General features: G+C 66.5%; 32 protein-coding genes. 1 reads left to right on the top strand and 31 read right to left on the bottom strand.

What is annotated here, in order from left to right:
* Position 1: 1 nt before the first annotated feature.
* On the top strand, positions 2-1735 hold the full coding sequence (locus tag IE097_RS08575; RefSeq protein WP_189459864.1) for a PglL family O-oligosaccharyltransferase: 1734 nt from the start codon (positions 2-4) through the stop codon (positions 1733-1735).
* 59 nt (positions 1736-1794) lie between these two features.
* On the opposite strand, the gene IE097_RS08570 is transcribed toward IE097_RS08575, so the two are convergent.
* From IE097_RS08570 to IE097_RS08420, 31 genes are all read right to left on the bottom strand, one after another.
* Positions 1795-2097 (bottom strand): P-II family nitrogen regulator, encoded by a 303-nt coding sequence (locus IE097_RS08570; RefSeq protein ID WP_189459863.1) that lies wholly within the window; start codon positions 2095-2097, stop codon positions 1795-1797.
* Positions 2098-2106: 9 nt separating this feature from the next.
* Positions 2107-3042 (bottom strand): sodium-dependent bicarbonate transport family permease, encoded by a 936-nt coding sequence (locus tag IE097_RS08565; RefSeq protein WP_189459862.1) that lies wholly within the window; start codon positions 3040-3042, stop codon positions 2107-2109.
* A 120-nt stretch (positions 3043-3162) separates the two neighbouring features.
* Positions 3163-3915, bottom strand: a complete 753-nt coding sequence (locus IE097_RS08560; protein WP_189459861.1) for a TlyA family RNA methyltransferase — start codon at positions 3913-3915, stop codon at positions 3163-3165.
* Positions 3915-4646: a pseudouridine synthase gene (locus IE097_RS08555; protein ID WP_189459860.1), complete on the bottom strand. Its 732-nt coding sequence runs from the start codon at positions 4644-4646 to the stop codon at positions 3915-3917. Before IE097_RS08555 ends, IE097_RS08560 begins: the two co-directional genes overlap by 1 nt.
* A gap of 68 nt (positions 4647-4714) precedes the next feature.
* Positions 4715-5026: a monooxygenase gene (locus IE097_RS08550; RefSeq protein ID WP_189459859.1), complete on the bottom strand. Its 312-nt coding sequence runs from the start codon at positions 5024-5026 to the stop codon at positions 4715-4717.
* An 81-nt stretch (positions 5027-5107) separates the two neighbouring features.
* Complete coding sequence (locus IE097_RS08545) at positions 5108-5758, bottom strand: response regulator (protein WP_189459858.1); 651 nt, start codon at positions 5756-5758, stop codon at positions 5108-5110.
* Positions 5733-7694: a type IV pili methyl-accepting chemotaxis transducer N-terminal domain-containing protein gene (locus IE097_RS08540; RefSeq protein WP_189459857.1), complete on the bottom strand. Its 1962-nt coding sequence runs from the start codon at positions 7692-7694 to the stop codon at positions 5733-5735. Before IE097_RS08540 ends, IE097_RS08545 begins: the two co-directional genes overlap by 26 nt.
* Complete coding sequence (gene moaC, locus IE097_RS08535; protein ID WP_189459856.1) at positions 7694-8188, bottom strand: cyclic pyranopterin monophosphate synthase MoaC; 495 nt, start codon at positions 8186-8188, stop codon at positions 7694-7696. The genes IE097_RS08540 and moaC overlap by 1 nt, the downstream gene beginning before the upstream one ends.
* Positions 8185-8778: a molybdenum cofactor guanylyltransferase MobA gene (mobA, locus tag IE097_RS08530; RefSeq protein ID WP_229797500.1), complete on the bottom strand. Its 594-nt coding sequence runs from the start codon at positions 8776-8778 to the stop codon at positions 8185-8187. The genes moaC and mobA overlap by 4 nt, the downstream gene beginning before the upstream one ends.
* 34 nt (positions 8779-8812) lie before the next feature.
* Positions 8813-9286: a molybdopterin synthase catalytic subunit MoaE gene (gene moaE, locus IE097_RS08525; protein ID WP_189459854.1), complete on the bottom strand. Its 474-nt coding sequence runs from the start codon at positions 9284-9286 to the stop codon at positions 8813-8815.
* A gap of 1 nt (position 9287) precedes the next feature.
* The gene (moaD, locus tag IE097_RS08520) at positions 9288-9545 is read right to left on the bottom strand and encodes a molybdopterin converting factor subunit 1 (protein ID WP_189459853.1); all 258 of its coding nucleotides are present in this window, start codon (positions 9543-9545) and stop codon (positions 9288-9290) included.
* A 4-nt stretch (positions 9546-9549) separates the two neighbouring features.
* The gene (locus IE097_RS08515; protein WP_189459852.1) at positions 9550-10749 is read right to left on the bottom strand and encodes a molybdopterin molybdotransferase MoeA; all 1200 of its coding nucleotides are present in this window, start codon (positions 10747-10749) and stop codon (positions 9550-9552) included.
* The gene (mobB, locus tag IE097_RS08510) at positions 10743-11258 is read right to left on the bottom strand and encodes a molybdopterin-guanine dinucleotide biosynthesis protein B (RefSeq protein WP_189459851.1); all 516 of its coding nucleotides are present in this window, start codon (positions 11256-11258) and stop codon (positions 10743-10745) included. The genes IE097_RS08515 and mobB overlap by 7 nt, the downstream gene beginning before the upstream one ends.
* Positions 11258-12232, bottom strand: a complete 975-nt coding sequence (gene moaA, locus IE097_RS08505) for a GTP 3',8-cyclase MoaA (protein ID WP_229797519.1) — start codon at positions 12230-12232, stop codon at positions 11258-11260. Before moaA ends, mobB begins: the two co-directional genes overlap by 1 nt.
* A 210-nt stretch (positions 12233-12442) precedes the next feature.
* Complete coding sequence (locus IE097_RS08500; protein ID WP_189459849.1) at positions 12443-13177, bottom strand: peptidylprolyl isomerase; 735 nt, start codon at positions 13175-13177, stop codon at positions 12443-12445.
* Between the two features lie 96 nt (positions 13178-13273).
* Positions 13274-14566, bottom strand: coding sequence for a histidinol dehydrogenase (gene hisD, locus IE097_RS08495; protein ID WP_189459848.1), 1293 nt, complete (start codon positions 14564-14566; stop codon positions 13274-13276).
* A gap of 71 nt (positions 14567-14637) precedes the next feature.
* A complete protein-coding gene (locus IE097_RS08490) occupies positions 14638-15639 on the bottom strand; it encodes a nuclear transport factor 2 family protein (RefSeq protein WP_189459847.1) in 1002 nt (333 codons plus the stop codon).
* A gap of 139 nt (positions 15640-15778) precedes the next feature.
* The gene (gene hisG / locus IE097_RS08485; RefSeq protein WP_189459846.1) at positions 15779-16432 is read right to left on the bottom strand and encodes an ATP phosphoribosyltransferase; all 654 of its coding nucleotides are present in this window, start codon (positions 16430-16432) and stop codon (positions 15779-15781) included.
* A gap of 7 nt (positions 16433-16439) precedes the next feature.
* Positions 16440-16844 carry a DUF4870 domain-containing protein gene (locus tag IE097_RS08480; protein WP_189459845.1) on the bottom strand — a complete coding sequence of 135 codons (405 nt, stop codon included), beginning with the start codon at positions 16842-16844 and terminating at the stop codon, positions 16440-16442.
* Between the two features lie 13 nt (positions 16845-16857).
* Positions 16858-18108, bottom strand: coding sequence for a UDP-N-acetylglucosamine 1-carboxyvinyltransferase (murA, locus tag IE097_RS08475; RefSeq protein WP_189459844.1), 1251 nt, complete (start codon positions 18106-18108; stop codon positions 16858-16860).
* A gap of 55 nt (positions 18109-18163) precedes the next feature.
* Positions 18164-18343, bottom strand: a complete 180-nt coding sequence (locus IE097_RS08470) for a hypothetical protein (protein ID WP_189459843.1) — start codon at positions 18341-18343, stop codon at positions 18164-18166.
* Positions 18340-18579 (bottom strand): BolA family protein, encoded by a 240-nt coding sequence (locus IE097_RS08465; RefSeq protein ID WP_189459842.1) that lies wholly within the window; start codon positions 18577-18579, stop codon positions 18340-18342. The genes IE097_RS08470 and IE097_RS08465 overlap by 4 nt, the downstream gene beginning before the upstream one ends.
* Before the next feature lie 7 nt (positions 18580-18586).
* On the bottom strand, positions 18587-19342 hold the full coding sequence (locus tag IE097_RS08460) for an ABC transporter permease (RefSeq protein ID WP_189459841.1): 756 nt from the start codon (positions 19340-19342) through the stop codon (positions 18587-18589).
* Between the two features lie 24 nt (positions 19343-19366).
* The gene (locus IE097_RS08455) at positions 19367-19801 is read right to left on the bottom strand and encodes a GNAT family N-acetyltransferase (RefSeq protein WP_189459840.1); all 435 of its coding nucleotides are present in this window, start codon (positions 19799-19801) and stop codon (positions 19367-19369) included.
* A complete protein-coding gene (locus tag IE097_RS08450; protein WP_189459839.1) occupies positions 19798-20691 on the bottom strand; it encodes an ABC transporter ATP-binding protein in 894 nt (297 codons plus the stop codon). Before IE097_RS08450 ends, IE097_RS08455 begins: the two co-directional genes overlap by 4 nt.
* Positions 20688-21518, bottom strand: a complete 831-nt coding sequence (locus IE097_RS08445) for an MlaA family lipoprotein (protein WP_189459838.1) — start codon at positions 21516-21518, stop codon at positions 20688-20690. The genes IE097_RS08450 and IE097_RS08445 overlap by 4 nt, the downstream gene beginning before the upstream one ends.
* A 112-nt stretch (positions 21519-21630) precedes the next feature.
* Positions 21631-21906: an STAS domain-containing protein gene (locus tag IE097_RS08440; protein WP_229797499.1), complete on the bottom strand. Its 276-nt coding sequence runs from the start codon at positions 21904-21906 to the stop codon at positions 21631-21633.
* On the bottom strand, positions 21899-22504 hold the full coding sequence (locus tag IE097_RS08435) for an MlaC/ttg2D family ABC transporter substrate-binding protein (protein WP_189459837.1): 606 nt from the start codon (positions 22502-22504) through the stop codon (positions 21899-21901). Before IE097_RS08435 ends, IE097_RS08440 begins: the two co-directional genes overlap by 8 nt.
* Positions 22505-22507: 3 nt before the next feature.
* The gene (gene mlaD, locus IE097_RS08430) at positions 22508-22987 is read right to left on the bottom strand and encodes an outer membrane lipid asymmetry maintenance protein MlaD (RefSeq protein ID WP_189459836.1); all 480 of its coding nucleotides are present in this window, start codon (positions 22985-22987) and stop codon (positions 22508-22510) included.
* A 52-nt stretch (positions 22988-23039) separates the two neighbouring features.
* Positions 23040-23834 (bottom strand): lipid asymmetry maintenance ABC transporter permease subunit MlaE, encoded by a 795-nt coding sequence (mlaE, locus tag IE097_RS08425; protein WP_189459835.1) that lies wholly within the window; start codon positions 23832-23834, stop codon positions 23040-23042.
* Positions 23831-24622: an ABC transporter ATP-binding protein gene (locus IE097_RS08420; RefSeq protein WP_189459834.1), complete on the bottom strand. Its 792-nt coding sequence runs from the start codon at positions 24620-24622 to the stop codon at positions 23831-23833. The genes mlaE and IE097_RS08420 overlap by 4 nt, the downstream gene beginning before the upstream one ends.
* Positions 24623-24734: the final 112 nt, after the last annotated feature.

The raw sequence follows: 24734 nt of genomic DNA, 5'->3' as shown, positions 1-24734 counted from the left end.
CATGCTTCGCGTTTTCCAGATCCTGCTCTTTCTGCTCGCCGCCGTGCCGTGCGGCATCCCGTTCCGCTATCCGCCAAACCCGGTGTTTCCGTCCGAACTGGCGGCCTATACGCTGGCCACGCTGCTGGTGCTGGCCGTCGCGGGACTGCCGTCCCAAAGGGTCGAAACGACCCGTACGCCGTGGATGGCCATCGTCTGGTTCGGCCTGGCCGCCGTACTCGGCCTGCAGGCGCTGGTGCTGACGGTGCCGTACTGGTCCGACCTGACGATTCCGGCGCTCTACCTCGTGACCGCCGGCATGTCGGTGTGGGCGCTGGCGCGTGCGCGCGACGAGTTCGGCATCGCCCCGCTGGCACAGGCGCTGGCCTGGGGCCTGGTGGTCGGGGCGCTGTTCAATTCGGCACTCGCGGTCGACCAGATCTATCAGCTGATCAAGTACGGCCCGCGGCTGATCTTCGGCAACATCGGCCAGAAGAACATGTACGGCCACTATCTGGCCTGGGGCTTTGCGTCGCTGATGTGGCTGTCGGCCACCGGCAGGCTGCCGCGCTGGCTGACGGTCACGCTGTCGCTGTGGTTCGCGCTGTCGATGGCGTACTGCGGTTCGCGCTCGCCCTTCCTGTACGCGGTCGCGTGGCTGGTGTTCGGCCTGGCGCTGGCGTTCGGCCGCAACGAGGTCGTGCGCCGGCTCGGTCGCAACCTGATGATTGCCGGTGCGCTGATCGTCGCGATGCAGTTCGTTGCGCCGCTGATCAACGACGTGCTCGGCCATCTGCTCAGTACCAAGAACGAAGTGCCGACCGGGCTCGACCGGCTCGATTCGAACGGTGCGCGCCGGCTGGTCGAGTGGCACAAGGCGTGGCTGACCTTCCAGGCTCATCCGTGGCTCGGGGTCGGCTGGGGCGAGTACCCGGCGCACGGTGTCGCGCTGCAGGTCCGGCCCGAGTTCGCCAAGGTGGTCGAGAGCGTGCTGTTCACCCACGCGCACAACTCGCTGCTGAACCTGATGGCCGAAACCGGCGTCATCGGTGCCGGCATCGTCGTGCTCGGCGTGCTGGCCGCCTTCTTCGGCCTGTGGTCGCGCCGGGACGACGACGTGGCGATGTTTGCCGCGGCGCTGGTCGCGGTGTCGATCCTGCACAGCCTGGTCGAATATCCGCTGTGGTACTACCACTTCTTCGGCCCGTTCGCGCTGATGCTCTTCCTGGCCTTCGGCGCCGCGCCGCGCCGGGCGCCGGCAGTGTCGCGCGGCGGCTTTGCGCTCTACGGCATCGCGTCGATCGCCGTGGCGGTGTTCGGCGGCCTGACCTACCTGAAGATCTATCCGATCATCGACCCGAGCGACAGCGTGGCGACCAACGAACGCAACCTGAAAACGCTGGGCGAGCTGCGCCACAACCCGCTGGTCGACTTCTACGCCGATTACGCGCTGTCGAACTACATCACCGCCAGCGCCGAGAACATCGACTGGAAGCTCGGCATCCTCGACCGGCTCAACGCGGTCCGGCCGTACCCGGGCCAGCTGTCCGATGCGGCGATTATGCACGCGATCAAGGGCGATGCCGCACAGGCGCAGACGCTGATGCGCCAGGCCGCATTCGCCTATCCGGAAAGCCTCGACTACTTCCGCGACGAGCTGGCGCGCTTCCCGAACGACGCCCGCGTCCAGGCGCTGGCCAAACCGGTCGACGACGGCGAAGCGATGTTCGGCAAGCAGCCGCACGACGGCGAGTAGCGGCCGCTCGGTTTGCGGAGAAGCCCGGCATTGCCGGGCTTTTTACTTGCGGAAGCCGGTCAGAACTTCTCGGCGCGCAGCACCCTGACCTCGGCGAGCCACTGCACCAGCGCATAGTGCGCACCGAAGCGCTCGGCGATCGTCGTCGCCAGTTGTTCGGCCGCTGCCGTTTCGGCGATCAGCTCGATCTGGATGTTGCCGTTGGCGTCGAAACTGCCTCGCTTTTCGCCGTGCTCGCCCTTGCCGCGCGCCTCGACGATGGTCCAGCCGCGCAGGCGGTGCCGGTGAAACAGCTCGACCAGATCGTTTTCCAGCGCGGATTCGGTCACGATGGTCAGCAGCGTACGGGTGTGGAAAGTCATCGCGTTTCCTCAGGCAACGGCAAGGGCGAACTGATGGTACAGCGGGATGCCGACCAGCAGGTTGAAGGGGAAGGTGATACCCAGCGCGGCACCGAGCGACAAGGCCGGGTCGGCTTCGGGAACCGCCATCCGCATCGCTGCCGGTGCGGCGATGTAGGACGCCGATGCCGCAAGCAGCGCCATCAGCGTCAGGCCGCCGGCCGACATCCCCAGCATCAGGCCGACGCCGATGCCGAGCCAGCTCAGCGCCAGTGGCAGGCCGATGCCGGCGACGAGCAGGAACAGCCCTTCTCGCCGCAGGATGCCGATCTTGCCGGCGACGACCAGCCCCACTTCGAGCAGGAACAGCGTCAGCGTCGGCTTGAACAGGTCGACATAAAGCCGGTCGAGCGGCTTGATGCCGTCCGGCCCGGCCAGCGCGCCGATCGCCAGACCGCCAAGCAGCAGCACCATGCTCTTGCCCAGCAGCACTTCGTGCAGCAGCTTGCCCCAGCCGTGGCCGTGGCCGGAGCGGCTGCCGCGCCGAGCGAGGATCACGCCGACGATCAGTGCCGGCATCTCCAGCAGCACGAGGAACAGCGTCGTCTGCGACTCGAACGCCTCGCCGATCCGCGACAGGTAGGCCACGCCGACCGCATAGGTCACGACCGAGACCGAGCCGTAGTGCGCCGCGATGCTGGCGGCGTCGGCCTGCGTCAGGCGCCAGCGCAGCAGCGGGTAGACGAGCAGCGGAATCGCCGCGCCCATCGCCAGTACCAGCAGTGCCTGCGGCAGTAGCGTCAGGACGGGCTGCTTGGCGAGCTCGAGCCCGCCCTTGATCCCGATGCACAGCAGCAGGAACACCGACAGCGTGTCGTACAGCGCGGCGGGCAGCTTGAGGTCGGATTTGGCGACGCCGGCCGCGAGGCCGAGCAGGAAGAACAGGACGACGGGATCGAAGGACATCGGCAGCGGTCGGCGGTTGGGGCGCCGCGACTCTAGCGTGTCGGCACCGTCGCCGATAGTGACGCCGGGCGGCGACCGCCGGTCGGTATTTTGCGCCGAATGTCGGGAACTTCGCGCCGTTCAGGCCGTCGTGCCGCGCCGGGCGTAGATGAAGAACTCGCGGTTGCCGTCGCCGCCGGTGATCGGGCTGTCGAAGTAGTCGAGCACCTCGAAACCGGCCTTGAGCGCGGCGTTGCGGATTTTGGTCTCGACTTCGGGGTAGCAGCCGGCGTCGCGGACGATGCCGCCCTTGCCGAGCCGGGTCGGCCCGACTTCGAACTGCGGCTTGACCAGAAACAGCAGCAGACCACCCGTCCCGAGCTGGCCGGCGAGTGCCGGCAGGATCAGCGTCAGCGAGATGAACGACACGTCGCCGACGATCAGCCCGACCGGGGCATCGAGCACGCCGGCGAGCCCGTCCGGCTGCAGGTGACGTGCGTTCACGCCCTCGAGCGTGGTGATGCGTTCGTCGCCGGCCAGTCGCGGATGCAGCTGGCCGTGGCCGACTTCGAGGCCGACGACGCGGCGCGCGCCGGCCTGCACCAGACAGTCGGAAAAGCCGCCGGTGCTCTGGCCGACGTCGAGCACCGTCATGCCGGCGACGACGAGCCCGGTCTGCGCCAGCGCGCCGGCCAGCTTGAGCCCGCCGCGCGAGACGAAGCGGTCGGCCGGGTCTGCGGCAATGGCGATGTCCATGCCGGCCGCGAGTCTGGCGCTGGCCTTGTCGACGCGCTTGCCGGCGACGCTGACGCGGCCGGCGGCGATCATCTGCTGCGCCTGGGTACGCGAATCGGCGAGGCCGAGCTCGACCAGCAGCAGGTCGGCACGCGCCATCAGAACATCTCGTCGGCGTTCAGGTAGCGCCACTGGCCGGTCGGCAGGTCGCCGAGCTCGACCTTGCCGATGCGGATGCGCTTGAGGCCGACCACGCGCAGGCCGACGGCTTCGCACATCCGGCGGATCTGCCGCTTCTTGCCTTCCTGCAGGATGAAGCGCAACTGGTCGCGGTTCTGCCACCAGACTTCGGCGCGCTTGAGCTTCTGGCCGTCGAGCTCGAGCCCGTAGTTGAGCCGTTTCAGATCACCCGGTGCCAGCTGGCCGGAGACGCGCACGAGGTATTCCTTCTCGACGGTCGAATCCTCGCCGATCAGGTGCTTGGCGACGCGACCGTCCTGCGTCAGCACCAGCAGGCCGACCGAGTCGATGTCGAGCCGGCCGGCGGGCACCAGGCTTTTCAGGTGCTCGCGCTCGAAGCGGATGCCGCTCTTGTCCTCGACCCACTGGTTGTCGGGCTTCACCAGCACCACGGCCGGCTGGTAGCCGTCCTCGGCCTGACCCGAGACGTAGCCGATCGGCTTGTTGATCAGTACGGTGACGCGGTTGGCCTGCTCGCGTTCGGCGGCCTTGTTCAGCGTGACGGCCTGCGTCGGTAGCACCTTGCTGCCGAGCACGTCGATGACGACGCCGTCGACGCGGACCCAGCCGCGGGCAATGTATTCATCGGCTTCGCGGCGCGAGCACAGACCGAGTTCGGCCATGCGTTTGGAAAGGCGGATCGGTTCCATGACGTCGCTCCGGAAAAACCGAGCAGCTTAGCGAATCGGGCGGCCGGTGGCGAGCCGGAACGCACGATTCACGCGATCGGTGCGTGGTTGATCAGGCTGAGAGGTTCGCTGATGTCGAAAATGAACGAGCGGATGTCGGTGGCACCCATTTCGCTCAGCCGCAGCCAGTGCTTGGCCAGGTACTGTTCGGCGTCCCCGCGGTTTTCGAACAGGTAGATGCCGCCGCTGCGGCCGGCGGCTTCGCTGAAAGTCCAGACCTTCCAGACGAAACCCGGTTCCCGGTTGATCGAGTCGGCCAGTTCGAGCAGCGGCGCCGGCAGCGCTGCACCGGTCAGAGCATCGGGAGAAAAAACGAAATCGACTTGCAACAGCACGCGCATACGGCCTCCGGTATCAGGCGGTACCCGAAGGGCACCCGGTTTCAGCTTAGCGCCGTGGCGCGGTGCGTTTCCTGCGCGCGATCAAGCCGGCCGGCCCAGACCGTGCTCGACCGCGTAGACCGCGGCCTGCACCCGGCTCGACAGGCCGAGCTTCTTGAGGATGTTCTGCACGTGGATCTTGACCGTGCTCTCGGCCAGATCGAGTTCGCGCGCGATGCCCTTGTTGCTGTCGCCCCGGGCGAGAAAGCCGAGGATCTCGCGCTCGCGCGGCGTCAGCCTGTCCTCGTCGCGCGGTTCGGCCGGTTGAGCGGCGCTGCGGAACTGGGCGACGAGCTTGGCCGTCATTGCTTCGGCGATGACGGCTTCGCCGGCGTGGGCGCGGACGATGGCGCCGACCAGATAGTCGGCATCGATGTTCTTCAGCAGATAGCCGCGCGCACCGCTGCGCAGCGCCTCGGCCAGGTCTTCGGCATCTTCGGAGACCGTCAGCATCAGCACGGCGGTCTGCGGCCGGTCTTCGAGGATCAGCTGCAGCGCTTCGAGGCCGGACAGGCCCGGCATGTTCAGGTCGAGCAGCACCACATCGGGTGCGAGTTCGTGGCAGCGCTTGACGCCTTCGGCGCCGTCGGCCGCTTCGCCGACGACGTCGAACTCCGGCTGGCGCGACAGCAGCAGCTTGATGCCGCTGCGGAACAGCGTGTGGTCGTCAACCAGCAATACCCTGATCGCCATGCTTGCCTGTCCTTTCCTGTGTTCGTTCATCGAGCCGGCGTGCGTCGAACGGAATCGTCAGCCGCAGCACGGCGCCGTGGTCCGATTCGACCTGCAGCTGCGCCGACAGCCGGCTGGCGCGCTCCTGCATGATTTTAAGCCCGACATGACCTTCGGCGCGCGCCGCCATTTCGGCGGCGTCGAAACCGCGGCCATCGTCGCGGATTTCCAGCGTCACGTCGCGCTCGTTGGTGAAGCGGACCCGGACCGTGGTCGCGTACGCGTGCTTGCGCACGTTCGACAGCGCCTCCTGCAGCACGAACAGCAGCTGCAGCTGGTCTTCGGCCGGCAGCGGCGTTCCCGAGCCGACGGCGTCGAAGTCGACGGCAATGCCGGTCTGGCGGCGGAAGCGCTCGATCGTCGCGCGCATGTTGGCGACGAGGTCGCCTTCGGCCAGCCGGGTGCGGAAGTTGTTCAGCAGCTCGCGGACGTCGTCGTAGCTCTCCTGCACGCCGGCCTTGAGCAGCGGCACGATGTCCCGCGCCTCGGCCGTTGCGCCGCGCTTGAGCGAGTCGTTGAGCATCTGCACCTGCAGGTTCAGGAAGGACAGCCCTTGAGCGATGCTGTCGTGCAGCCCCTGGGCGAGCAGGTTGCGTTCTTCGTAGACGGCGATTTCGCGTTCGCGCGCGGCGAGGCGCAGGTTTTCCAGTGCGATGCCGAGCTGTTCGCCCAGCGCTTCGAGCAGGTCGCGTTCGCTGCGGGTGATGTCGCGCGAGCGGCGGAAGTGCAGGTTGAACTGGCCGGTCTGGCGCGTGCGGGCGCGGACCGGAAACGCGCTGACCTGGACGAAGCCCTCGCGCTCGCACGAATAGGGCTCCGGCGCGCTCGGCAGCTTGCGGAAGTCATGGATCACCGCGACACCGTCCTTGAGGCTGGCGCCGCACAGGCAGTCGCCGGGCTGCAGGCAGTGCTCGGCCGCGGCCAGCGTGTCCGAAATGCCCTCGTAGACGACCATGTGCGCCGCGTTCGAGTGCGGATCGACGATGCGCACGCTGCCGCCGTCGGCGCCGAACCACTGCATCAGCCGGGTCAGGAAATCGCGGCACATCGCTTCGGCCGACAGGCCGGCATTGAGGCCGGCGCCGATGTCGTTGCGCAGCGCCAGTTCGCGGTTGCGGGTGTTGAGCGCGGCGGTCTTGGCCTGCACGCGTGCTTCGAGCGTGCCGTGCGCGTCGGCGACCCGGTCGGCCATGCGGTTGAAACTGCGCGTCAGCTCGCCGAACTCGTCGTCGGTCTCGACCGGCAGGCGCACGCTGTAGTCCTGTTCGGCCATGCGCGAGATGCCGCCGGACAGCCGGTACAGCGGGCGGAACACCAACAGGAACATCAGGTAGATCTGCGTGACGGTGCCGACGATGGCCAGCGCGATCAGCAGGATCTGCGAGCCGCGCATCAGCATGGTCCGGCGCGCGTTGTACTGCTCGATGTCGAGCACCAGTGCGTTGATCTGGTCGACGAACTCGTCCATCAGCACGCGCATCCTGACCGGGTCGTGCCTGACGTCGTTCGGCTCGGCCAGCAGTTGCGCGTACCGCTGCTCGATCGCCGCAAAACGCGCGCGTACGGCCGGGTCGCTGGGCAGGTAGAGCGGCCGGGCCGGATCGCCGCGGTCCAACAGCGCCAGCGTGGCGGCAAACTGCCGGCGTTCCTGCGCGATCTGCGTTGCCAGTTCGGCACTGGGCCGCTCGCGGTTCAGCTGCAGCGTGTAACCGAGCCGGTAGGTCTGCATGCGCAGGCTGCCGGCGGCATTGATCGCCGCGGCACCGCCTTCGAGCTGCCACGACAGGTAGAGCGTTGCGCCGACGGCGGTCAGTCCGGCCAGCAACGAGACCAGCAGCAGCGTGACGACCTTGATCGACAGCTGTTGTCGCGCAGGAAGCGCGGGTTCGCCCTGCATCAGCCGATTCCGCCGGCGGGTTCGTCGCCGGCCCGCCATGTACCCGATTTGCCGCCGCGTTTTTCCAGCAGGCGGACGTCGCCGATCACCATGCCGCGGTCGACGGCCTTGCACATGTCGTAGATGGTCAGCAGCGCGACGTTGACTGCGGTCAGCGCCTCCATTTCGACGCCGGTCTTGCCGACGGTCTCGGCGACGATTTCGCAGCGTACGCTGTCGGCTTCCAGCTCGAATGCCACGTCGACACGGGTCAGCGGGAGCGGGTGGCACAGCGGGATCAGGTCGGACGCCTTCTTGGACGCCATGATCGCGGCGATGCGGGCGATGCCGAGCACGTCGCCCTTCTTGTGGCCGCCACCGGCGATCAGCGCCAGCGTCGCCGCCTGCATGCGGATCCGGCCCTCGCAGCGGGCCACGCGATGCGTGTCCGCCTTGGCGCCGACATCGACCATGTGTGCCTGGCCTTGTTCGTTGAAATGGGTCAGCGGATTCATGCGTCGGACTCTGGGGGGAAAAAGGCGGCCAGTGCCGCCGGGGTGTTCAGGTTCGGAAAGGCCGCGGGCGCGAAGCGGACGGACACTGCATCGAGGCTGGCAAGCCAGTCGCGCAGCCGCAGTTCGCGCCGCTGCAGCCGTTGCGCCAGCGCCGGAGCGCAGTCCGTGCGGACGAGGCAGATGCTGGGCTGGATCGTGTCACCGGCCCATGCTACCGCGGCTTGCGCGGTGTCTGCGTGCTGAAGTGCGTCGGCCAGCCGGACGACGAGGTCCGCCGTTAGCACCGGCACGTCGCACGGCAGCACCAGCAGTGCGTCGGCATCGGCGTGGTCCAGCGCGGCATGGATCCCGGCGAGCGGGCCCAGCCGTTCCGGAGTCGCGTCGGGCAGTACCGGCACGCCGAAGTTGCCGTAGGCGTCAGGATTGCGGTTGGCCGAGATCATCACGGCCTCGACCGGCCGTGTCTGCGCGGCCAGCGCGGCCAGCACCCAGGCCACCAGCGGCCGGCCCTGCAGCGGCAGCAGCCCCTTGTCGGCACCGCCCATGCGCCGGCCTTCGCCGCCGGCAAGGATGACGGCGGCGATGTTCACTGCACGTCTCCGGCGAATGTGGCCATGGCGATCGTCATGGTGCGTCGTCGGGCAGCCAGCGCTGCATCGCCTCGGCATCGCTGTCGCGCGCGTCGACCCAGCGTGCCGTGTTGCCGTCCGACTCGCGTTTCCAGAACGGTGCCTCGGTTTTCAGGTAATCCATGATGAAGGCGTTGGCATCGTACGCAGCATGGCGGTGGGCGCTCGCGGTCAGTACCAGCACGATCTGCTCGGCCGGATGCAGCGGGCCGACACGGTGAACGACGGTCACTGCGGTCAGCGGCCAGCGTGCGGCCGCGTCGGCCGCGATCCGGGCCAGCGCCTTTTCGGTCATGCCCGGATAGTGTTCGAGTTCGAGCACCGCAACGTGCTGCGCCAGATTCAGGTCGCGCACGCGGCCGACAAAGGCGACCACGGCGCCACTGTCCGCCTCGTCGGCAACCAGCGCGGCGTATTCGCGACCGAGGTCGAAGTCGTCGGGGCCGACGCGGATGGTGATCCTGGCCATGTCAGCCTCCGGTCACCGGTGGAAAGATCGCCACCTCGGCGCCGGCCGGAATCGGATCATCGGGTCTGGCCATCTCCTGGTTGACTGCAACGCGGAACACCCGCGCGCCGCCAAGCTCGTCGGCAAAGGCGCCGCCCCGTGCAACGAGCCGCGCGATCAGGTCGGCGACGGCGCTGCCTTCCGGCAGCGTCAGTGTCTCCGAATGAAGGCCGAAAACGTCGCGCAGCCGCGCGAAATACAGCAACTGGACGGTGTTCATGGGCTTACCTCAGTGCGGCGAGCGGGAGGAAGTCCACCAGCTCGCCGTCGGCGATGGTGCGGTCTTCCGGAACGATGACCAGTCCGTCGGCCCAGACCACGGACGTCAGCACGCCCGAGCTCTGGTTCGGGTACGGCACGGCGCGACCCTGTTCGAGCCTTGCGCGCAGGAATTCGCGCCGGTTGCCGGCACGGCCGATCGCAAAACCCGCCGGCACCTTGACCGCCGGCGTCGTTGCCCCGGCGCCGAGCCGGGCGGCGAGGAAAGGACGGACGAAGACGAGGAAGGTGACAAAGCTCGAGACCGGATTGCCGGGCAGACCGATGAAGTCTGCCCCCTGTGCGGTTCCGGCGGAGGCGATCCGGCCGAAGGCGAACGGCTTGCCCGGCTTGATGGCGATTTTCCACAACGACAGCGTGCCGAGCGACTCGACCGCGGCCTTGACGTGGTCCTCCTCGCCGACCGACACGCCGCCGGTGCTGAGCACGACGTCGTGCGTCGCGGCGGCGGCCGCCAGCATGTCGCGGGTTGCGGCAAACCGGTCCGGGACGATGCCGAGGTCGTCGACGATACAGCCGGCCTCGCGCAGCAGCGCCGAGATCGCGTAGCGGTTGGAGTTGTAGATCTGCCCCGGTGCGAGTGGCGTGCCGGGCTCGACCAGCTCGTTGCCGGTCGACAGCAGCGCGACGCGCAGTTTTCGCACCACCGCCACACGGTCGACACCGATTGCGGCGAGCAGTCCAAGCTCGGCCGCGCCGAGCCGGGTGCCGCTCTTGAGGACGACGGCGCCGTCCTGCACGTCCTCGCCGCGACGGCGGATGTGCTCGCCGGCGCGAAGCGGTGTCCCGACCGTCAGTGTGCCGCCGTCGACGTTGCAGTCTTCCTGCATCGCGACCGCATTGGTGCCGTCGGGTACCGGTGCGCCGGTGAAAATGCGCGCCGCTTCGCCGGGCGCCAGCGCGACGCCGGTGTCGCCTGCGGCGATGCGCTGGACAACGGCGAACGGGCCCGGCTGGGCAACGTCGGCGACGTTGAGCGCATAGCCGTCCATCGCACTGTTGTCGAAACCGGGGACGGCCAGCGTCGAGACGACGTCGGTCGCCAGTACGCGACCGAGGGCGTCGTTCAGCGCCAGTGTCTCGGTTTCGGCAATTCGGCGGGCGGCGGCGAGCAGCTGTTCGCGGGCCTGGTCAACGGTCAGCATGGGGGGGATCGCTTCAGATGGTCGGAGATGAACGCGGCAATCGCCGCGACGTCGTTCAAGTCGAGCAGCGGCAGCCCGCTGGCGATCGGAACATCGATCGGCGCATCGCTGGCGACCGCGACGACGTGCGGATCGTCGGGAAACAGCAGCGGCTTGCCGGTGGCGGCGCGCCAGACTTCGAGCTTGGGGAACGCTTCGCGCTTGAAACCTTCGACCAGGGTCAGGTCGGCCGGCGCCAGCCGGACCAGTTGTTCGGCCAGCGTCGGTTCCGGTTCGTTGCGCAGTTCGTGGACGAGGGCGTAGCGGTAGGGCGAGGCGACCAGCACCTCGGCGGCACCGGCGCAGCGGAAGCGTGCGCTGTCCTTGGCCGGCGGTTCGAGTTCGAGGTCGTGGTGCGAGTGCTTGATCGCGTTGACCCTCAGCCCGCGTGCGCTGAAGTGGGCGATCAGTTGTTCGGTCAGCGTGGTCTTGCCGCTGCCGGAATAGCCGACGATGCCGAAGACCTTCATCAGCCGCCCGTTTGCGACATGAAGCGGATCAGCTTGGCCGGCGCTTCACGGAATTCGTGGCGTTCGGGCTTGAGTTCGATCGCGCGGGCGATCGCGGCGTCGAGGTCGGCATCGCTGCAGCCGTCACGCAGCATCGGCCGGAACTCGAACTTTTCCTCCTGGCCGAGGCAGAGGTAGAGCGTGCCGTCGACCGCGAGCCGGACGCGGTTGCAGGTCGCACAGAAGTGCTGCGAGATCGGCGTGATGAAGCCGACCCGGCCATGGCCGTCGGCGGTTTTCCAGTACCGCGCCGGCCCGCCACCGAGTTCGTCGGCCTCCGGCACGAGCCCGAAGCGCGCGACCAGTTTGTCGCGCACCGGTGCGAGGTCGAGGTATTGCGCGTTGCGGCCGGTATCGCCCATCGGCATCGCCTCGATCAGCCGCAGGATGAAGCCGTGCTGCATCGCGAATTCGGTCATCCGCTCGATTTCGGCTTCATTGATGCCCTTCATCGCCACCATGTTGAGCTTGATCGGGGCGAAACCTTCCTGCTTGGCGGCCATGATGCCGGCGAGGCTGGCATCGAACGCGTCCCGGCCGGCAAGCTTTTCGTAACAGCCGCGATCGAGCGTATCAAGGCTGATGTTCAGCCGGTCGACCCCGGCGGCGCGCAAGGCGCGGGCATGGCGGACCAGTTGGGTGGCATTGGTCGACAGCGACAGGTCGGAGAGGCCGGGAATGCGCTTGAGGTTGCCGGCCAGCTGGTCGAGATTGCGGCGCAGCAGCGGCTCGCCGCCGGTCAGGCGGACCCGGCTGACACCGGCGCGCACAAAGGCGGCGACCAGACGCTCGATCTCGTCGAAACGCAGCCAGTGTGCCGGCTCTTCGAAGCCGTGGAAGCCCTTGGGCATGCAGTAGCTGCAACGCAGGTCGCAGCGGTCGGTGACCGACACGCGCAGATAGCGGATCGAACGGCCGAAGCGGTCGGTCAGCAGCGGGTCTGTCAGTGAACGGTCGATGTGCATAGCCTCCTCCTCAATGCCTATTCTAGGCGGATGGCGGCGCGAGGGCAGTTCGTCGGTCGATGCAGTTGGCGTAGTCCGTTCGGACTAGAGCTGGTTCATTCTATGCGGTTCGAAACGCGGTGTGGATAAGCAATCGCCCCGGGCTGGGCCGGGGCGATGCAGGAGGGCGTGGGGCCGGAATTACTGGCCGGCGGCCTTGAGGTCGTAGCCCTGGATGTCGGCAGCTTCGACCAGACCTTGCAGGTAGGTGTGCATGGCGCGGCGGGCTTCCATTTCGGTCAGATAGGCAGTCAGGCGTTCCTTGACTTCGTCGAAGCTGACGCTGCTGCCTTCGGTCTTCTTGCCGGCCTTGATGATGTGCAGGCCGAACTGGGTTTCGACCAGCTCCTTGGCCAGTTCGCCTTCGCCGAGCGCGAAGGCCGCCTGTTCGAATTCCGGCACCATCTGGCCGCGGCCGAACGAGCCGAGCGCGCCGCCCTGCTGGCCCGACGGGCAGGCCGACAGTTCCTTGGCGCGGGTTTCGAACAGGTGCGGCGCAAGGCGCAGTTCCATCAGCACCTGTTCGGCCTTGCCGCGCATCAGCGCTGCCGGCGTTTCCGGGGTGCTCTTGAACAGGATGTGGCTGGCTTCGACCTGCTCGCCCTGGACGAAGGCTTGCGGATTGGCGTCGTAGAAGGCACGGGCCTGGGCTTCGTCGACCTTCGGTGCTTCGATTTCCTGGCCGAGGAGTTCGCCGACGGCTTCCTGCGGTTCGGTTGCGGTGATGCCCTTGGCACGTGCGCGCTGGGTCAGCAGTTCGCGCAGGATCAGTTCCTGAACGGTGGCGTCGACCGGGCTCGGTGCGTCCTGGTGGTGCGGCAGTTCCGCTTCGATCTGTGCATCGGTGATTTCAACGCCGTTGACGAGAATGGCCATGGGTCAGGTCCTGTCTGAATATGAAAATGGCCGCAACACCGTCGCGGCCCGTCTGTGCTGCATATCGGGTCGAATAACCCGATTGCAAGTGGGTGATTATTTCAGTCGCAGCTCGGCGGCATTGGCGTGCGCCGTCAGGCCTTCGCCGTGCGCCAGGGTCGCCGCGACGCGGCCCAGCGTCTGTGCGCCGGCTTCGGACACCATGATCAGGCTCGAGCGCTTCTGGAAGTCGTAGACACCGAGCGGGCTGGAGAAACGCGCGCTGCGCGCCGTCGGCAGCACGTGGTTCGGCCCGGCACAGTAGTCGCCGAGGCTCTCCGAAGTGAACTTGCCCATGAAGATCGCGCCGGCGTGGCGGAGCTTTTCGACCCAGGCTTTCGGATCGGCGACCTGCAGTTCAAGGTGCTCGGGGGCGATCCGGTTCGAGATCGCGCAGGCCTCGTCGAGGTCGGCCACGTGGATCAGCGCACCCCGGTTGCCGAGCGATGCGGCGATGATGTCGCGGCGCGGCTGGCTGGGTAGCAGCTTTTCGATGCTGGCGGCGACGCGGTCGATGTAGGCCGCATCCGGGCACAGCAGGATGGCCTGGGCGATTTCGTCGTGCTCGGCCTGCGAGAACAGGTCGATCGCAACCCAGTCCGGGTCGGTCGAACCGTCGCACAGCACGAGGATTTCGGACGGGCCGGCGACCATGTCGATGCCGACGACGCCGAACACCGCGCGCTTGGCGCTGGCGACGTAGGCGTTGCCCGGACCGGTGATCTTGTCGACCTGCGGCACGGTTTGCGTGCCGTACGCGAGTGCGCCGACAGCCTGCGCGCCACCGATGGTGAACGCACGCGACACGCCGGCGACATAGGCGGCGGCGAGGACCAGATCGTTCTTCTCGCCCTTCGGCGTCGGCACGACCATGATGATTTCGGCCACACCGGCGACGTGGGCGGGAATCGCGTTCATCAGCACCGACGACGGGTAGGCCGCCTTGCCGCCCGGTACATAGATGCCGACGCGGTCGAGTGCGGTGATCTGCTGGCCGAGCAAGGTGCCGTCCTCGTCCTCGTAGGTCCACGAGCTCATCTTCTGGTGCTCGTGGTAGCTGCGCACGCGCTTCGCAGCGAAGGTCAGCGCATCCTTCTGCACTTGCGGCAGGCGCTCGTACGCCGCCTTGAGTTCGTCCTGCGTCAGCTCGAGGTCCGTCATCGAAGCGGCTTGCGTGGCGTCGAAGCGGTTGGTGTACTCGACCACCGCGGCGTCACCGCGCGCCTTCACGTCGGCAAGAATGGCGGCGACACGGGCGTCGACCTCGGGATCCTGCGAGGTTTCGAACGCCAGCAGCGCGGCGAGTTCGGATTCGAAGTCTTTGGTGCGGGTATCGAGGCGGCGGATCATGGCGGCTCTGCGGAAATCATCGGGTTTGCCGGCGATTATACCCTGTCGCGTATCCGTCAGACTTGACCGCGCTACGGTTGCATCCGGTCCAGTTGCTCGATGCGGCTGACGCTTTCGCTTCTCAGCAGCAGGACCTTGCCGTTGCGGCGGATCAGTGTGTCGGTACTTTGACTGCGGATGTTCATGATGCTGCCGCCGACGTCCAGCGTGCTGTCGACACGGACGACCGCCCGGCGTTTGTCGGTTGCGACGGACACGCTCCGGACGTTGATGTCGGAATCGAGTTGCAGGATGCCGTCCATGCTGTTGCCGATCCGTTCGATCGACTTGAAGAAGACGACGGTCTCCGCGCAGGCCTGTTCCTTGTCGCTCTCCCTGCCGTTGCTGAGCCCCTGAAAGTCGTCGGCGAGCAGTGCGCACAGGTTCTTGGGGTCGCGCGAAAAGAGGGCATTTTCGTAGTCCGCATAGAAAGCCCGGGCCTGTTCGTCGCTGATCGTCCGGCCGCCGATGAAAAACCACCAGGCCGCGACAACCAGCACCAGCGCCAGCAGCAGCCATTTTCCGGGTGACAGCCGGATGGGCAGGCGGGACGATTCACCTGGCGCCGGAACCGGCGGCACGAGCTGCTGCGGCTGCCGGGCGGCTTCGGCCTGGGCCGAGCGAAAGCGCGGCATGTCGACACCGCAGCCAAGGCACAGCGTGCGCGGCGGTTGCTGCCGTCCGCAGGCGGGACAGGCGATGCCGTTCTCGAGGACCGGCTCGGCGACGGGGACGACGGTCAGGCTGGCGATGTCGAGGTCGTCGCTGATGGCGGCTTGTCCCCGGGCGGCATCCGCCGGCGGTGCCAGCGGCTCGGCGCGAACGACGACGCCGGCACGTTTCAGGTGCGCCAGATAGTGCGCCGTTTCCTTGCCGGACACGCTGGGCTTGATGATTTTCGGTGCGGCATCAAGCAACTGGCGCGCGCGTTCGACGTCGATCCTGAGCAGTGTGGCCAGATTGCCTGCTGCGGTTTCGGGGGAAATGCCGGGCTGCAGCTCGCCGGTCAGGACGAGGCGTACGGGGTCGTGCATCGATGCGATCCGAAGGTTCGTTTGTCGATGACGATATTGTTTGATTCAGTTTCAAGCAAGAAAAATGTCGCCGCACGTGGTTTGACGGCGCAAAAAAGCCGGCGTCGCGCCGGCTTTGCTGACGGTGGCGTACCCGGGCTTACTGGCCGATCGCACCGGAACCGATCGCACCGGCGAAGGCATCCAGCATCGGCTGGATCCGTTCTTCCTTGAGTTTCAGCGCGGCCTGGTTGACGACGAGGCGGCTGGAAATGTCGCGGATGTGCTCGACCGCCACCAGGTCATTGGCCTTGAGCGTGCCGCCGGTCGATACCAGGTCGACGATGGCATCGGCAAGGCCGACCAGCGGCGCGAGCTCCATCGAGCCGTACAGCTTGATCACGTCGACGTGGACGCCCTTGGCGGCGAAGTGCTCGCGCGCCTGCTGCACGTACTTGGTGGCGATTTTCAGCCGTGCACCCTGACGTACCGCGCCGTCGTAGTCGAAGCCGTTGCGGGTCGCGACCATCAGCCGGCACTTGGCGATCTCGAGGTCGAGCGGCTGGTACAGGCCGGCGCCGCCGTGCTCGATCAGCACGTCGCGGCCGGCGACGCCGAGGTCGGCCGCGCCGTATTCGACATAGGTCGGTACGTCGCTGGCGCGGACGATGATCAGCCGCACGTCGTCGCGATTGGTGCCGATGATGAGCTTGCGGCTGGCTTCCGGATCTTCGGCCGGCGTGATGCCGGCGGCAGCGAGCAGCGGCAGGGTTTCTTCGAAAATGCGTCCCTTGGACAGCGCGATCGTGATCATCGCAGGCTCACTTGAAGAGTTTAATGGTCAGCGGGTATTTGGACTGCCAGCCGTTGATGGCCTTGGCGCCTTCCCACATCGAAAAGATCGTCGAGCCGATGGCAACCCACCAGATCAGGAACATCGATTGCAGCGCGAAGCCGGCCACCATCGCGAACAGGTAGAGGCTGCCCATCAGCAGCTGGAAGTTCACCGCCTGCACCGCGTGCTGTTCGACGAACTGGGAGTGGACGCGCGCGAACTGCAGGATCAGGAAAGGGATCACCAGCGCGAGGATGGGCATCGGCAGATAGGGAATCCAGAACAGCCCGGCCAGATGCGCCAGCGCGGCAAAGCCTTTTTCGACCGGCTGCGGCGGGCGCTGCTTGCCGTCGTCGTCGTCACCACGGGGTTTGGGGTTGAGCGTCAGCATGCGGTCGTCCGGTTCAGGAAAGACGTTCGATCTGCGCGCCGACGCCGGCGAGCTTGGCTTCGATGTGCTCGTAGCCGCGATCGAGGTGGTAGATGCGGTCGACGATGGTTTCGCCTTCGGCGACCATGCCGGCAATCACCAGACTGGCCGAGGCGCGCAGGTCGGTGGCCATCACGGTGGCGCCCGAGAGCCGGTCGACGCCGGTGACGATGGCGGTGTTGCCTTCGGCCTTGATCTGCGCGCCCATGCGGCCGAGTTCCGGCACGTGCATGAAGCGGTTTTCGAAGATCGTTTCGGTCATCACGCTGGTGCCGTTGGCAATCGCGTTCAGCGTCATGAACTGCGCCTGCATGTCGGTCGGGAAGGCCGGATATTCGAGCGTACGGATGTCGACGGCCTTGGCGCGCTGCTTCATGTCGAGCGCGATCCAGCCGTCGCCGGCCTCGATGTGGGCACCGGCCTCGACCAGCTTGTCGAGCACGGCGCCGAGAATGTCGGCGCGGGTGTTGCGACAGACGATGCGGCCCTGTGCGGCGGCAGCGGCGACGAGGAAGGTGCCGGTTTCGATCCGGTCGGCCACGATGGCGTGTTCGGCGCCATGCAGCGATTCGACGCCCTCGATGGTGATCGTGTCGGTACCGTGGCCACTGATCTTCGCGCCCATCTTGATCAGCAGTTCGGCCAGATCGACGATTTCGGGTTCGCGTGCGGCGTTTTCCAGGATCGTCGTGCCTTCGGCCAGCGTCGCGGCCATCAGCAGGTTTTCGGTGCCGGTGACGGTGATCATGTCCGAACGGAAGCGCGCGCCCTTGAGCCTGCCCTTGGCCTTCACGTAACCGTGTTCGATGACGATCTCGGCGCCCATCGCCTGCAGGCCCTTGATGTGCTGGTCGACCGGGCGCGCGCCGATGGCGCAGCCGCCCGGCAGCGACACCTGTGCTTCGCCGAAGCGCGCCAGAGTGGGGCCGAGGACGAGGATCGACGCACGCATCGTCTTTACCAGCTCGTATGGTGCGACGAGGCTGCTGATGTGGCTGGCGGTGATCTCGTATTCGTGGACGTTGTCGGTCATCACCCGCACACCCATGCCCTGCAGCAGCTTCTGCGTCGTCTTGACGTCGGCCAGCTGCGGCACATTGGTCAGGCGCAGCGTGTCGGCGGTCAGGAGGCTGGCACAGAGAATGGGCAGCGCGGCATTCTTGGCGCCGGAAATGGTGATCTCGCCGTTGAGCGGCGTACCGCCGATGATTCTGAGTTTGTCCATGGTGTATCTACAGCAGGGCCGGCGCGGCTGCACCGGTGGATTGATTGGGGCCGATCTAGTGGAAGAAGTACCAGTAGATCAGTGCGACCGCGGCGATGAGCCACGGCAGGTTGGTCAGCCCGGCCAGGCCGCTGGGCTGCTTGCCGGCTTCGTGGGCGGCCTTGATGGCGGCATCAAGCTTGGCGCGTTCGCGGTCGATGGTATCGAGCGAGAAGCGGTCTTGCGGATCGTTCACTGTGCGGCCCATTCGGCCGGGGTGGCGGTCTTTTCCAGCGACAGCGCGTGCAGTTCGCCCGAGTCGATCACGTCCTTCAGTGCGTCCTTGACGAGGCGGTGCCGGGCCAGCAGGCCGAGGCCCTCGAAACGCGGGCTGACGATGCGCGCGTAGAAATGGTGGCCGTCGCCGTTGACGTGAACGTGGGTGGCGGCGAGGCGGTCGGTGATCAGTTGCTGAACGAATTCGGGTGTCATGGTGGGCTTAGTGCCTGATTTTGTAGCCCGATTTTATCAGCGAGTAGGCCCAGAGCGACAGCGCAATCAGCGCCACGCCGACGACCGCAAGGCTTTGCCATGGCGAAACGTCGGAGACGCCGAAGAAGCCGTGGCGGAATCCGTCGATCGCATAGAACACCGGGTTCCACTGCGACACGCCGTACCAGAAGGGCGGCAGCGAGTGGATCGAGTAGAACACGCCCGACAGGAAGGTCAGCGGCATGATCAGGAAGTTCTGGAACGCCGCAAGCTGGTCGAACTTCTCGGCCCAGATGCCGGCGACCAGGCCGAGTACGGCCATCAGTGCGCTGCCGAGCAGCGCAAACACGATGACCCACAGCGGGTTGGCCATCGGCGGTACGGCGAACAGCAGCGTCACCAGCAGCACGCCGGCACCGACCACGACGCCGCGCACGATGGCGGCAAGCACATAGGCGGCGAAGAACTCGAAATGGCTGAGCGGCGGCAGCAGGATGAACACCAGATTGCCGGTGATCTTGGACTGGATCAGGCTCGAGCTGGTGTTGGAGAAGGCGTTCTGCAGCATCGCCATCATCGCCAGCCCGGGAATCAGGAAGGCCGTGTAGCGCACGCCCGGATAGGGCTGGACGTGGGCGTCGAGCACATGGGCGAAGATCAGCAGGTAGAGCAGGGCGGTGAGCACCGGTGCGGCGACCGTCTGGAACGAAACCTTCCAGAAGCGCAGCAGCTCCTTGTAGAACAGCGTCGAAAAACCTTGCATCGGATCAGTCCAGCTTTGGCGGGCTCAGCCCAGCGTCTTGACGAAGCGCAGGCCGGTATCGCGGTAGCCCTGCGTTTCGTAGAAATGGTGTGCGTGTTCGCGTTGGTGCGCGCTGTTGACGATCAGCCGGTCGGCACCGTGTTCGCGCGCCCAGGCTTCACCGGCGGTCAGCAGCGCCTGGCCGACGCCGGCACCGCGACAGTGCTCGGCAACGACAAGGGCGATGATGCGCGCATGCGCGCCGTCCTGGTCGAGCGAGAGTCCGAGCGCCAGCCCGATCAGTCCGACCACGTCGCCATCGATCTCGGCGACCAGTGCGCCGTAACCGCCGGCCTTGTTCAGCTGGCCGAGGCGGGTCTGCATTTCGCAATCGGTGCTCGGGTAACCGAGTGCCGTCATCAGCCGCGCGAGGATGGGCGCATCGCCCAGTTGCGCCGGGCGGATCGTCGGTGAGGTCATTGGCGGTTCATCATTTCGACGAAGATGTCCTCGAGGTCGGGCTTGGCGATTTCGATGTCACGGACACCGACCGATTCGGCCTTCAGCGCGGCGAGGATGGTTTCCAGCGCACCGACATCGGCCAGTTTCAGTTCGACGCCGCCATCGCCGGTGCGCAGCAGCAGCGGGGCCAGCGACGCCGGCAGCGGCTGGTCGAGCCGGAGTTTCAGGGTACGGCTGCGGCCGCGGTTGAGCAGGGTGCACTTGTCCTCGAGCGCGAGCAGCTGGCCCTGCTTGAGCATGGCGATCCGGTTGCACAGCGCCTCGGCTTCCTCGAGGTAGTGCGTCGTCAGCACGATGGTGTGGCCTTGGTCGTTCAGTCGCTGCACGAAGTCCCACAGCGTCTGCCGCAGTTCGACGTCGACGCCGGCGGTCGGTTCGTCGAGGACGATGACCGGCGGCCGGTGCACCAGCGCTTGCGCGACCATCACGCGGCGTTTCATCCCGCCCGACAGTGCACGCATGTTGGCGTCGGCCTTGGCGGTCAGTCCGAGGTTTTCGAGGATTTCGTCGATCCAGTCGTCGTTCTTCTTCAGGCCGAAGTAGCCGGACTGGAATACCAGCGATTCGCGCACGCTGAAGAAGGGATCGAACACCAGTTCCTGCGGCACGATGCCGACCGCGCGGCGCGCGGCGCGATAGTCGCTGGCGACATCGTGGCCCATGACCGAGACCCGGCCACCCGTTGCGCGGGCGAGGCCGCCGAGGATCGAGATCAGCGTGGTCTTGCCGGCGCCGTTGGGGCCGAGCAGCGCAAAGAAGTCGCCCTCGTTGACGTCGAAGCTGACGCCGGAGAGCGCGCTGAAGTCGCCGTAGCGCTTGACGACCCGGTCGAACGAGATCGCACTCATGGCGTGCTGGCGTCGGGTGTCGACGCGGGGACGGAAGCCGCTGCCGGCACGGAGGACCCGGGCGCATGGTCTGCGGCTTCGGCCGCCACGCCGGAGGCGTCCGGTGCGGCGTCCTCATCGTCACCCTCGCCCAGTTGCAGCTGGTGCGGCGGCTGGCCGTCGTAGACCTTGTTCCAGCGCGCCTGCAGGTAGGCGTCACGCATGTAGGCGTACGGGTCGATCTGGCTGTCGAGCATTGCGTCGAGCGGCAGCAGCCGGCTGCGTGCGTCGACGACGTACACGCCGTAGTAGGCGATCTGGCCGGCCAGCGGATCGATGTAGTCGATCGGGCCCCAGGTCAGTCGTACTAGCGGGTCGGCCGTGTCGCGCAGGGTCAGCGGGCCGAAGAACGGCACCATCAGGTAGGGACCGGAACCGACGCCCCAGTGGCCGAGAGTCTGGCCGAAGTCGGCGTTGCCCTTGTCCAGCCCCATCCGGGTGCCCCAGTCGAACAGACCGAACATGCCGAAGGTGGTGTTGACCACGACACGCCCGGCACTGGTGCCGGCCTCCTTGAACTTGCCCTGGAACAGCGCCGCGACCGAGCCGAACAGGTCGTCGACGTTGGAGAAGAAGTTGGACGTACCGCCTTTGACCGGACCGGGGACGTAATCGGCATACGTTTGTGCGACCGGGCGCAGCACGGTGCGGTCGATGGCACGGTTGAACGTGAATACGCCACGATTGACCGGTTCGATCGGGTCGTAGTTGTTTTGCGGCGTCGCACAGCCGGCGAGCAACAGCGCAAGGCCACAGAGCCGCAGGGAGGTCGGGATTGAATGGGTCATGATTCAGCGTAGTGCAGGTCTGCCCCGGATCGCCGCGGGCCGGAGACGGCCGCGCTACCGATCGCGGGCAGGCGATGAAAAGATTGCCGGCCGCCACGGCGACCGGTCGGGTTCATTGCTCGCGCAGCCAGTCGGCCACGCCGTACAGCCGTGCCAGTTGCTGAAGGGCGGTCGGCACGTGGACGAAGTGTAGCGTCACCTGACGCCGTTGCGCTTCGCGCAGCCAGTGCAGCAGCACCGAAACCCCGGCCGAATCGACCTCGCCGATGCCCGCGAGATCGACGGCGAGGCTGCCGCCGGCTGCCGGCCAGCCATCCAGCTTCAGCCGTTCTGCGGCGTTGGCCAGCGTCAGCGCGCCGGTGGGCGCGATGCGCGCGGCCTCAGCCACCTTGCTTGCCGTTGCCGGCGAGTTTGGCGTTGCGGTCGGACAGCGTCTTGATCAGACCGTCGATGCCATCCTTGCGGATGACCGTGCCGAACTGGTTGCGGTTGTTGACGGTAAAGCTGATGCCGTCGACGGCGATGTCGAACACCTTCCAGTTGTTGCCGACCTTCTCGAAATAGAAGTCGAGCGGAATCGGTTTCTGGCCCGGAATGGAGACTTCGGTCCGCACGGTCTGTTCGCCCGAATCGGCCCCGGGGCGGGTGCCCTTCACGTCGACTTCGGCGTTCTTGTAGATCGTCAGCGCCGACATGTAGGTGCGGACCAGCATGGTCCGGAACTCTTTCGCCAGTGCCTGTTGCTGCTCCGGTGTGGCCTGGCGCCAGTACTTGCCGACGGCAAGCGACGTCATCCGCGGATAGTCGGCCAGCGGCGAGACGCGCGCATCGACCTGTTCGCGGACCTTGACCGGGTCCTTGTCGTTCTGCTTCAGGATGGCGAGGACGTCGTTGCTGACGCCACGGACAATCTGTTCGGGTTCGGCCGCGGCCAGCGCTAAAACCGGCAGCAGGGCGATGACGAGCGAGGCAATCCATTTTTTCATTGTTCATTTCTCCGTATGCGCGGTGCCGCCTTCTTCTGCCTTGGAGAACAGGAAGCGGCTGATCAATTGTTCCAGCACGATGGCCGACGAGGTGATCGTGATCCGGTCGCCGTCCTTGAGCATCTTGTCGTCGGCACCCGGCTCGAGGCCGATGTACTGCTCGCCGAGCAGGCCGGACGTGAGGATCTCGGCGCTGGTATCGCGACTGAAGCGGTAGCGGTCGTCGAGCTTCATCGTCACGCTGGCGACGTAACGCTGCGGATCGAGCGAAATCCCGGCCACCCTGCCGACGACGACGCCGGCGCTCTTGACCGGTGCGCGTACCTTGAGGCCGCCGATGTTCTCGAAATTGGCGGTCACCGTATACGAACTCGATGCCGGCAGGCTGCTCTGGCTGCTGACCTTCAGGGCCAGAAACAACAGTGCGACGATGCCGAGGGCGATGAAGAGGCCGACCCAGAAGTCGATCATTGTCCGTTTCATTGCTGAAATCTCAAGTATCTATTTGTCAATTCTGCTTACCCGTCCGGTACTGTCAAATGCCGCGGAACATGAACGCCGTCAGCAGCACGTCGAGGCCGAGGATCACCAGCGCACTGGTGACCACGGTACGCGTCGTCGCGCCGGAGACGCCTTCGGCGGTCGGCGGCGCATCGTAGCCTTCGAACACGGCGATCAGGCTGACCGCGATGCCGAAGCACACGCTCTTGATCACGCCGTTGATCACGTCGAGGCGGAAGTCGACGGCGCTCTGCATCTGGCTCCAGAAGCTGCCGGCATCGAGTCCGAGCAGCTGCACGCCGACCAGATAGCCGCCGAAAATCCCCATCGCGCTGAACAGCGCGGCCAGCAAGGGCATCGAAATCACGCCGCCCCAGAACTTCGGCGCGACCACGCGTGCGATCGGGTTGACCGCCATCATTTCCATTGCCGACAGTTGCTCGGTCGCCTTCATCAGGCCGATTTCGGCGGTGATCGCGCTGCCGGCACGGCTGGCAAACAGCAGCGCGCCGATGACCGGACCGAGCTCGCGCACCAGCGACAGGGCGACCAGCACGCCGAGCGAACTCGATGCGCCGAAGCGCACCAGCGTTTCGTAGCCCTGCAGCGCCAGCACCATGCCGACGAACAGTCCCGACACGACGATGATCAGGACCGACAGTACGCCGGCAAACCAGATCTCGCGCATCGTCAGCGAGAACCTGTGCAGCGCGAAAGGCGATGCCTTCAGCACCGACCAGAGGAAGCGGCAGGCAAAGCCGAGCTTGATCAGCGTGTTGGTGACCGGCGCGCCGAGGCGTTGCAGGGCGCGGGAGACCGGATTTGTCATGGCCGCTCCAGATTCAGCGCCGCCGCGTACGGCTCGGCTTCGCGATGGAACGGAACCGGGCCATCCGGCTCGCCGTTGATGAACTGTCTGACAAAGGGATGCGTCGAGTTCCGCACTTCGTCCGGCGTGCCCTGCGCGACCATTGCACCGTCGGCAAGGAAATAGACGTAATCGACGATCGCCAGCGACTCGGCAACGTCGTGGGTGACGACGATCGATGCACCGCCGAGCGCATCGTTGAGTTCGCGGATCAGCTGGCCGGTGACGCCGAGCGAAATCGGGTCCAGCCCCGTAAACGGTTCGTCATACAGCATGATGGCCGGATCGAGCGCGATGGCGCGTGCCAGCGCCACCCGCCGCGCCATGCCGCCGGACAGTTCGGCCGGCATCAGTTGCGCGGCGCCGCGCAGGCCGACCGCCTGCAGCTTCATCAGGACCAGATCCCGTACCACCGATTCGGGCAGCCTGCCGCGTTCGCGCAGCGGAAACGCGACGTTGTCGTACACCGAGAGGTCGGTGAACAGCGCGCCGAACTGGAACAGCATGCCGAGCTTGCGGCGCATGCCGTACAGCTGCGCTTCGTTCATGACCGTCACGTCATCGCCATCGACCAGCACGCGGCCCGAGCCGGCGCGAAGCTGGCCGCCGATCAGCTTGAGCAGCGTGGTCTTGCCGGAGCCCGAGCCGCCCATGATGGCGACGACCTGGCCGCGGTCGATGCGCAACGACAGGTCGCGCAGCACAGGCTGCTCGCCGTAGGCAAACGAGACGTCGTCAAAGACGACCATGGGGGCGGAATGGGACAAGGTGGCTGACTAGACTGATGAGTACAAAGTCCATCCATTGTACGACGGACGGCCCACTCGGGGCCATGGCAAAGGCATCGGAAACAACACGTAC

Source organism: Jeongeupia chitinilytica (genome assembly GCF_014652315.1).
Lineage (GTDB): Bacteria > Pseudomonadota > Gammaproteobacteria > Burkholderiales > Chitinibacteraceae > Jeongeupia > Jeongeupia chitinilytica.
This window is presented reverse-complemented; position numbering and strand designations above follow the sequence as displayed.

Coding starts and splice junctions, on each gene's coding strand:
- IE097_RS08460 (WP_189459841.1), bottom strand. CDS start 19,342: ATGCAAGGTTTTTCGACGCTGTTCTACAAGGAGCTGCTGCGCTTCTGG.
- IE097_RS08455 (WP_189459840.1), bottom strand. CDS start 19,801: ATGACCTCACCGACGATCCGCCCGGCGCAACTGGGCGATGCGCCCATC.
- murA (WP_189459844.1), bottom strand. CDS start 18,108: ATGGACAAACTCAGAATCATCGGCGGTACGCCGCTCAACGGCGAGATC.
- IE097_RS08540 (WP_189459857.1), bottom strand. CDS start 7,694: ATGCAGGGCGAACCCGCGCTTCCTGCGCGACAACAGCTGTCGATCAAG.
- mobB (WP_189459851.1), bottom strand. CDS start 11,258: ATGAAGGTCTTCGGCATCGTCGGCTATTCCGGCAGCGGCAAGACCACG.
- IE097_RS08560 (WP_189459861.1), bottom strand. CDS start 3,915: ATGGCGCGTGCCGACCTGCTGCTGGTCGAGCTCGGCCTCGCCGATTCG.
- moaE (WP_189459854.1), bottom strand. CDS start 9,286: ATGGCCAGGATCACCATCCGCGTCGGCCCCGACGACTTCGACCTCGGT.
- IE097_RS08420 (WP_189459834.1), bottom strand. CDS start 24,622: ATGGTCGTCTTTGACGACGTCTCGTTTGCCTACGGCGAGCAGCCTGTG.
- IE097_RS08445 (WP_189459838.1), bottom strand. CDS start 21,518: ATGACCCATTCAATCCCGACCTCCCTGCGGCTCTGTGGCCTTGCGCTG.
- IE097_RS08565 (WP_189459862.1), bottom strand. CDS start 3,042: ATGTCCTTCGATCCCGTCGTCCTGTTCTTCCTGCTCGGCCTCGCGGCC.
- IE097_RS08570 (WP_189459863.1), bottom strand. CDS start 2,097: ATGACTTTCCACACCCGTACGCTGCTGACCATCGTGACCGAATCCGCG.
- hisD (WP_189459848.1), bottom strand. CDS start 14,566: ATGATCCGCCGCCTCGATACCCGCACCAAAGACTTCGAATCCGAACTC.
- hisG (WP_189459846.1), bottom strand. CDS start 16,432: ATGATCACGATCGCGCTGTCCAAGGGACGCATTTTCGAAGAAACCCTG.
- mlaD (WP_189459836.1), bottom strand. CDS start 22,987: ATGAAACGGACAATGATCGACTTCTGGGTCGGCCTCTTCATCGCCCTC.
- IE097_RS08465 (WP_189459842.1), bottom strand. CDS start 18,579: ATGACACCCGAATTCGTTCAGCAACTGATCACCGACCGCCTCGCCGCC.
- mlaE (WP_189459835.1), bottom strand. CDS start 23,834: ATGACAAATCCGGTCTCCCGCGCCCTGCAACGCCTCGGCGCGCCGGTC.
- IE097_RS08545 (WP_189459858.1), bottom strand. CDS start 5,758: ATGGCGATCAGGGTATTGCTGGTTGACGACCACACGCTGTTCCGCAGC.
- IE097_RS08515 (WP_189459852.1), bottom strand. CDS start 10,749: ATGCTGACCGTTGACCAGGCCCGCGAACAGCTGCTCGCCGCCGCCCGC.
- IE097_RS08555 (WP_189459860.1), bottom strand. CDS start 4,646: ATGGAACCGATCCGCCTTTCCAAACGCATGGCCGAACTCGGTCTGTGC.
- IE097_RS08550 (WP_189459859.1), bottom strand. CDS start 5,026: ATGCGCGTGCTGTTGCAAGTCGATTTCGTTTTTTCTCCCGATGCTCTG.
- IE097_RS08575 (WP_189459864.1), top strand. CDS start 2: ATGCTTCGCGTTTTCCAGATCCTGCTCTTTCTGCTCGCCGCCGTGCCG.
- IE097_RS08450 (WP_189459839.1), bottom strand. CDS start 20,691: ATGAGTGCGATCTCGTTCGACCGGGTCGTCAAGCGCTACGGCGACTTC.
- moaC (WP_189459856.1), bottom strand. CDS start 8,188: ATGAATCCGCTGACCCATTTCAACGAACAAGGCCAGGCACACATGGTC.
- IE097_RS08435 (WP_189459837.1), bottom strand. CDS start 22,504: ATGAAAAAATGGATTGCCTCGCTCGTCATCGCCCTGCTGCCGGTTTTA.
- moaD (WP_189459853.1), bottom strand. CDS start 9,545: ATGAACACCGTCCAGTTGCTGTATTTCGCGCGGCTGCGCGACGTTTTC.
- IE097_RS08490 (WP_189459847.1), bottom strand. CDS start 15,639: ATGCACGACCCCGTACGCCTCGTCCTGACCGGCGAGCTGCAGCCCGGC.
- IE097_RS08500 (WP_189459849.1), bottom strand. CDS start 13,177: ATGGCCATTCTCGTCAACGGCGTTGAAATCACCGATGCACAGATCGAA.
- IE097_RS08480 (WP_189459845.1), bottom strand. CDS start 16,844: ATGCTGACGCTCAACCCCAAACCCCGTGGTGACGACGACGACGGCAAG.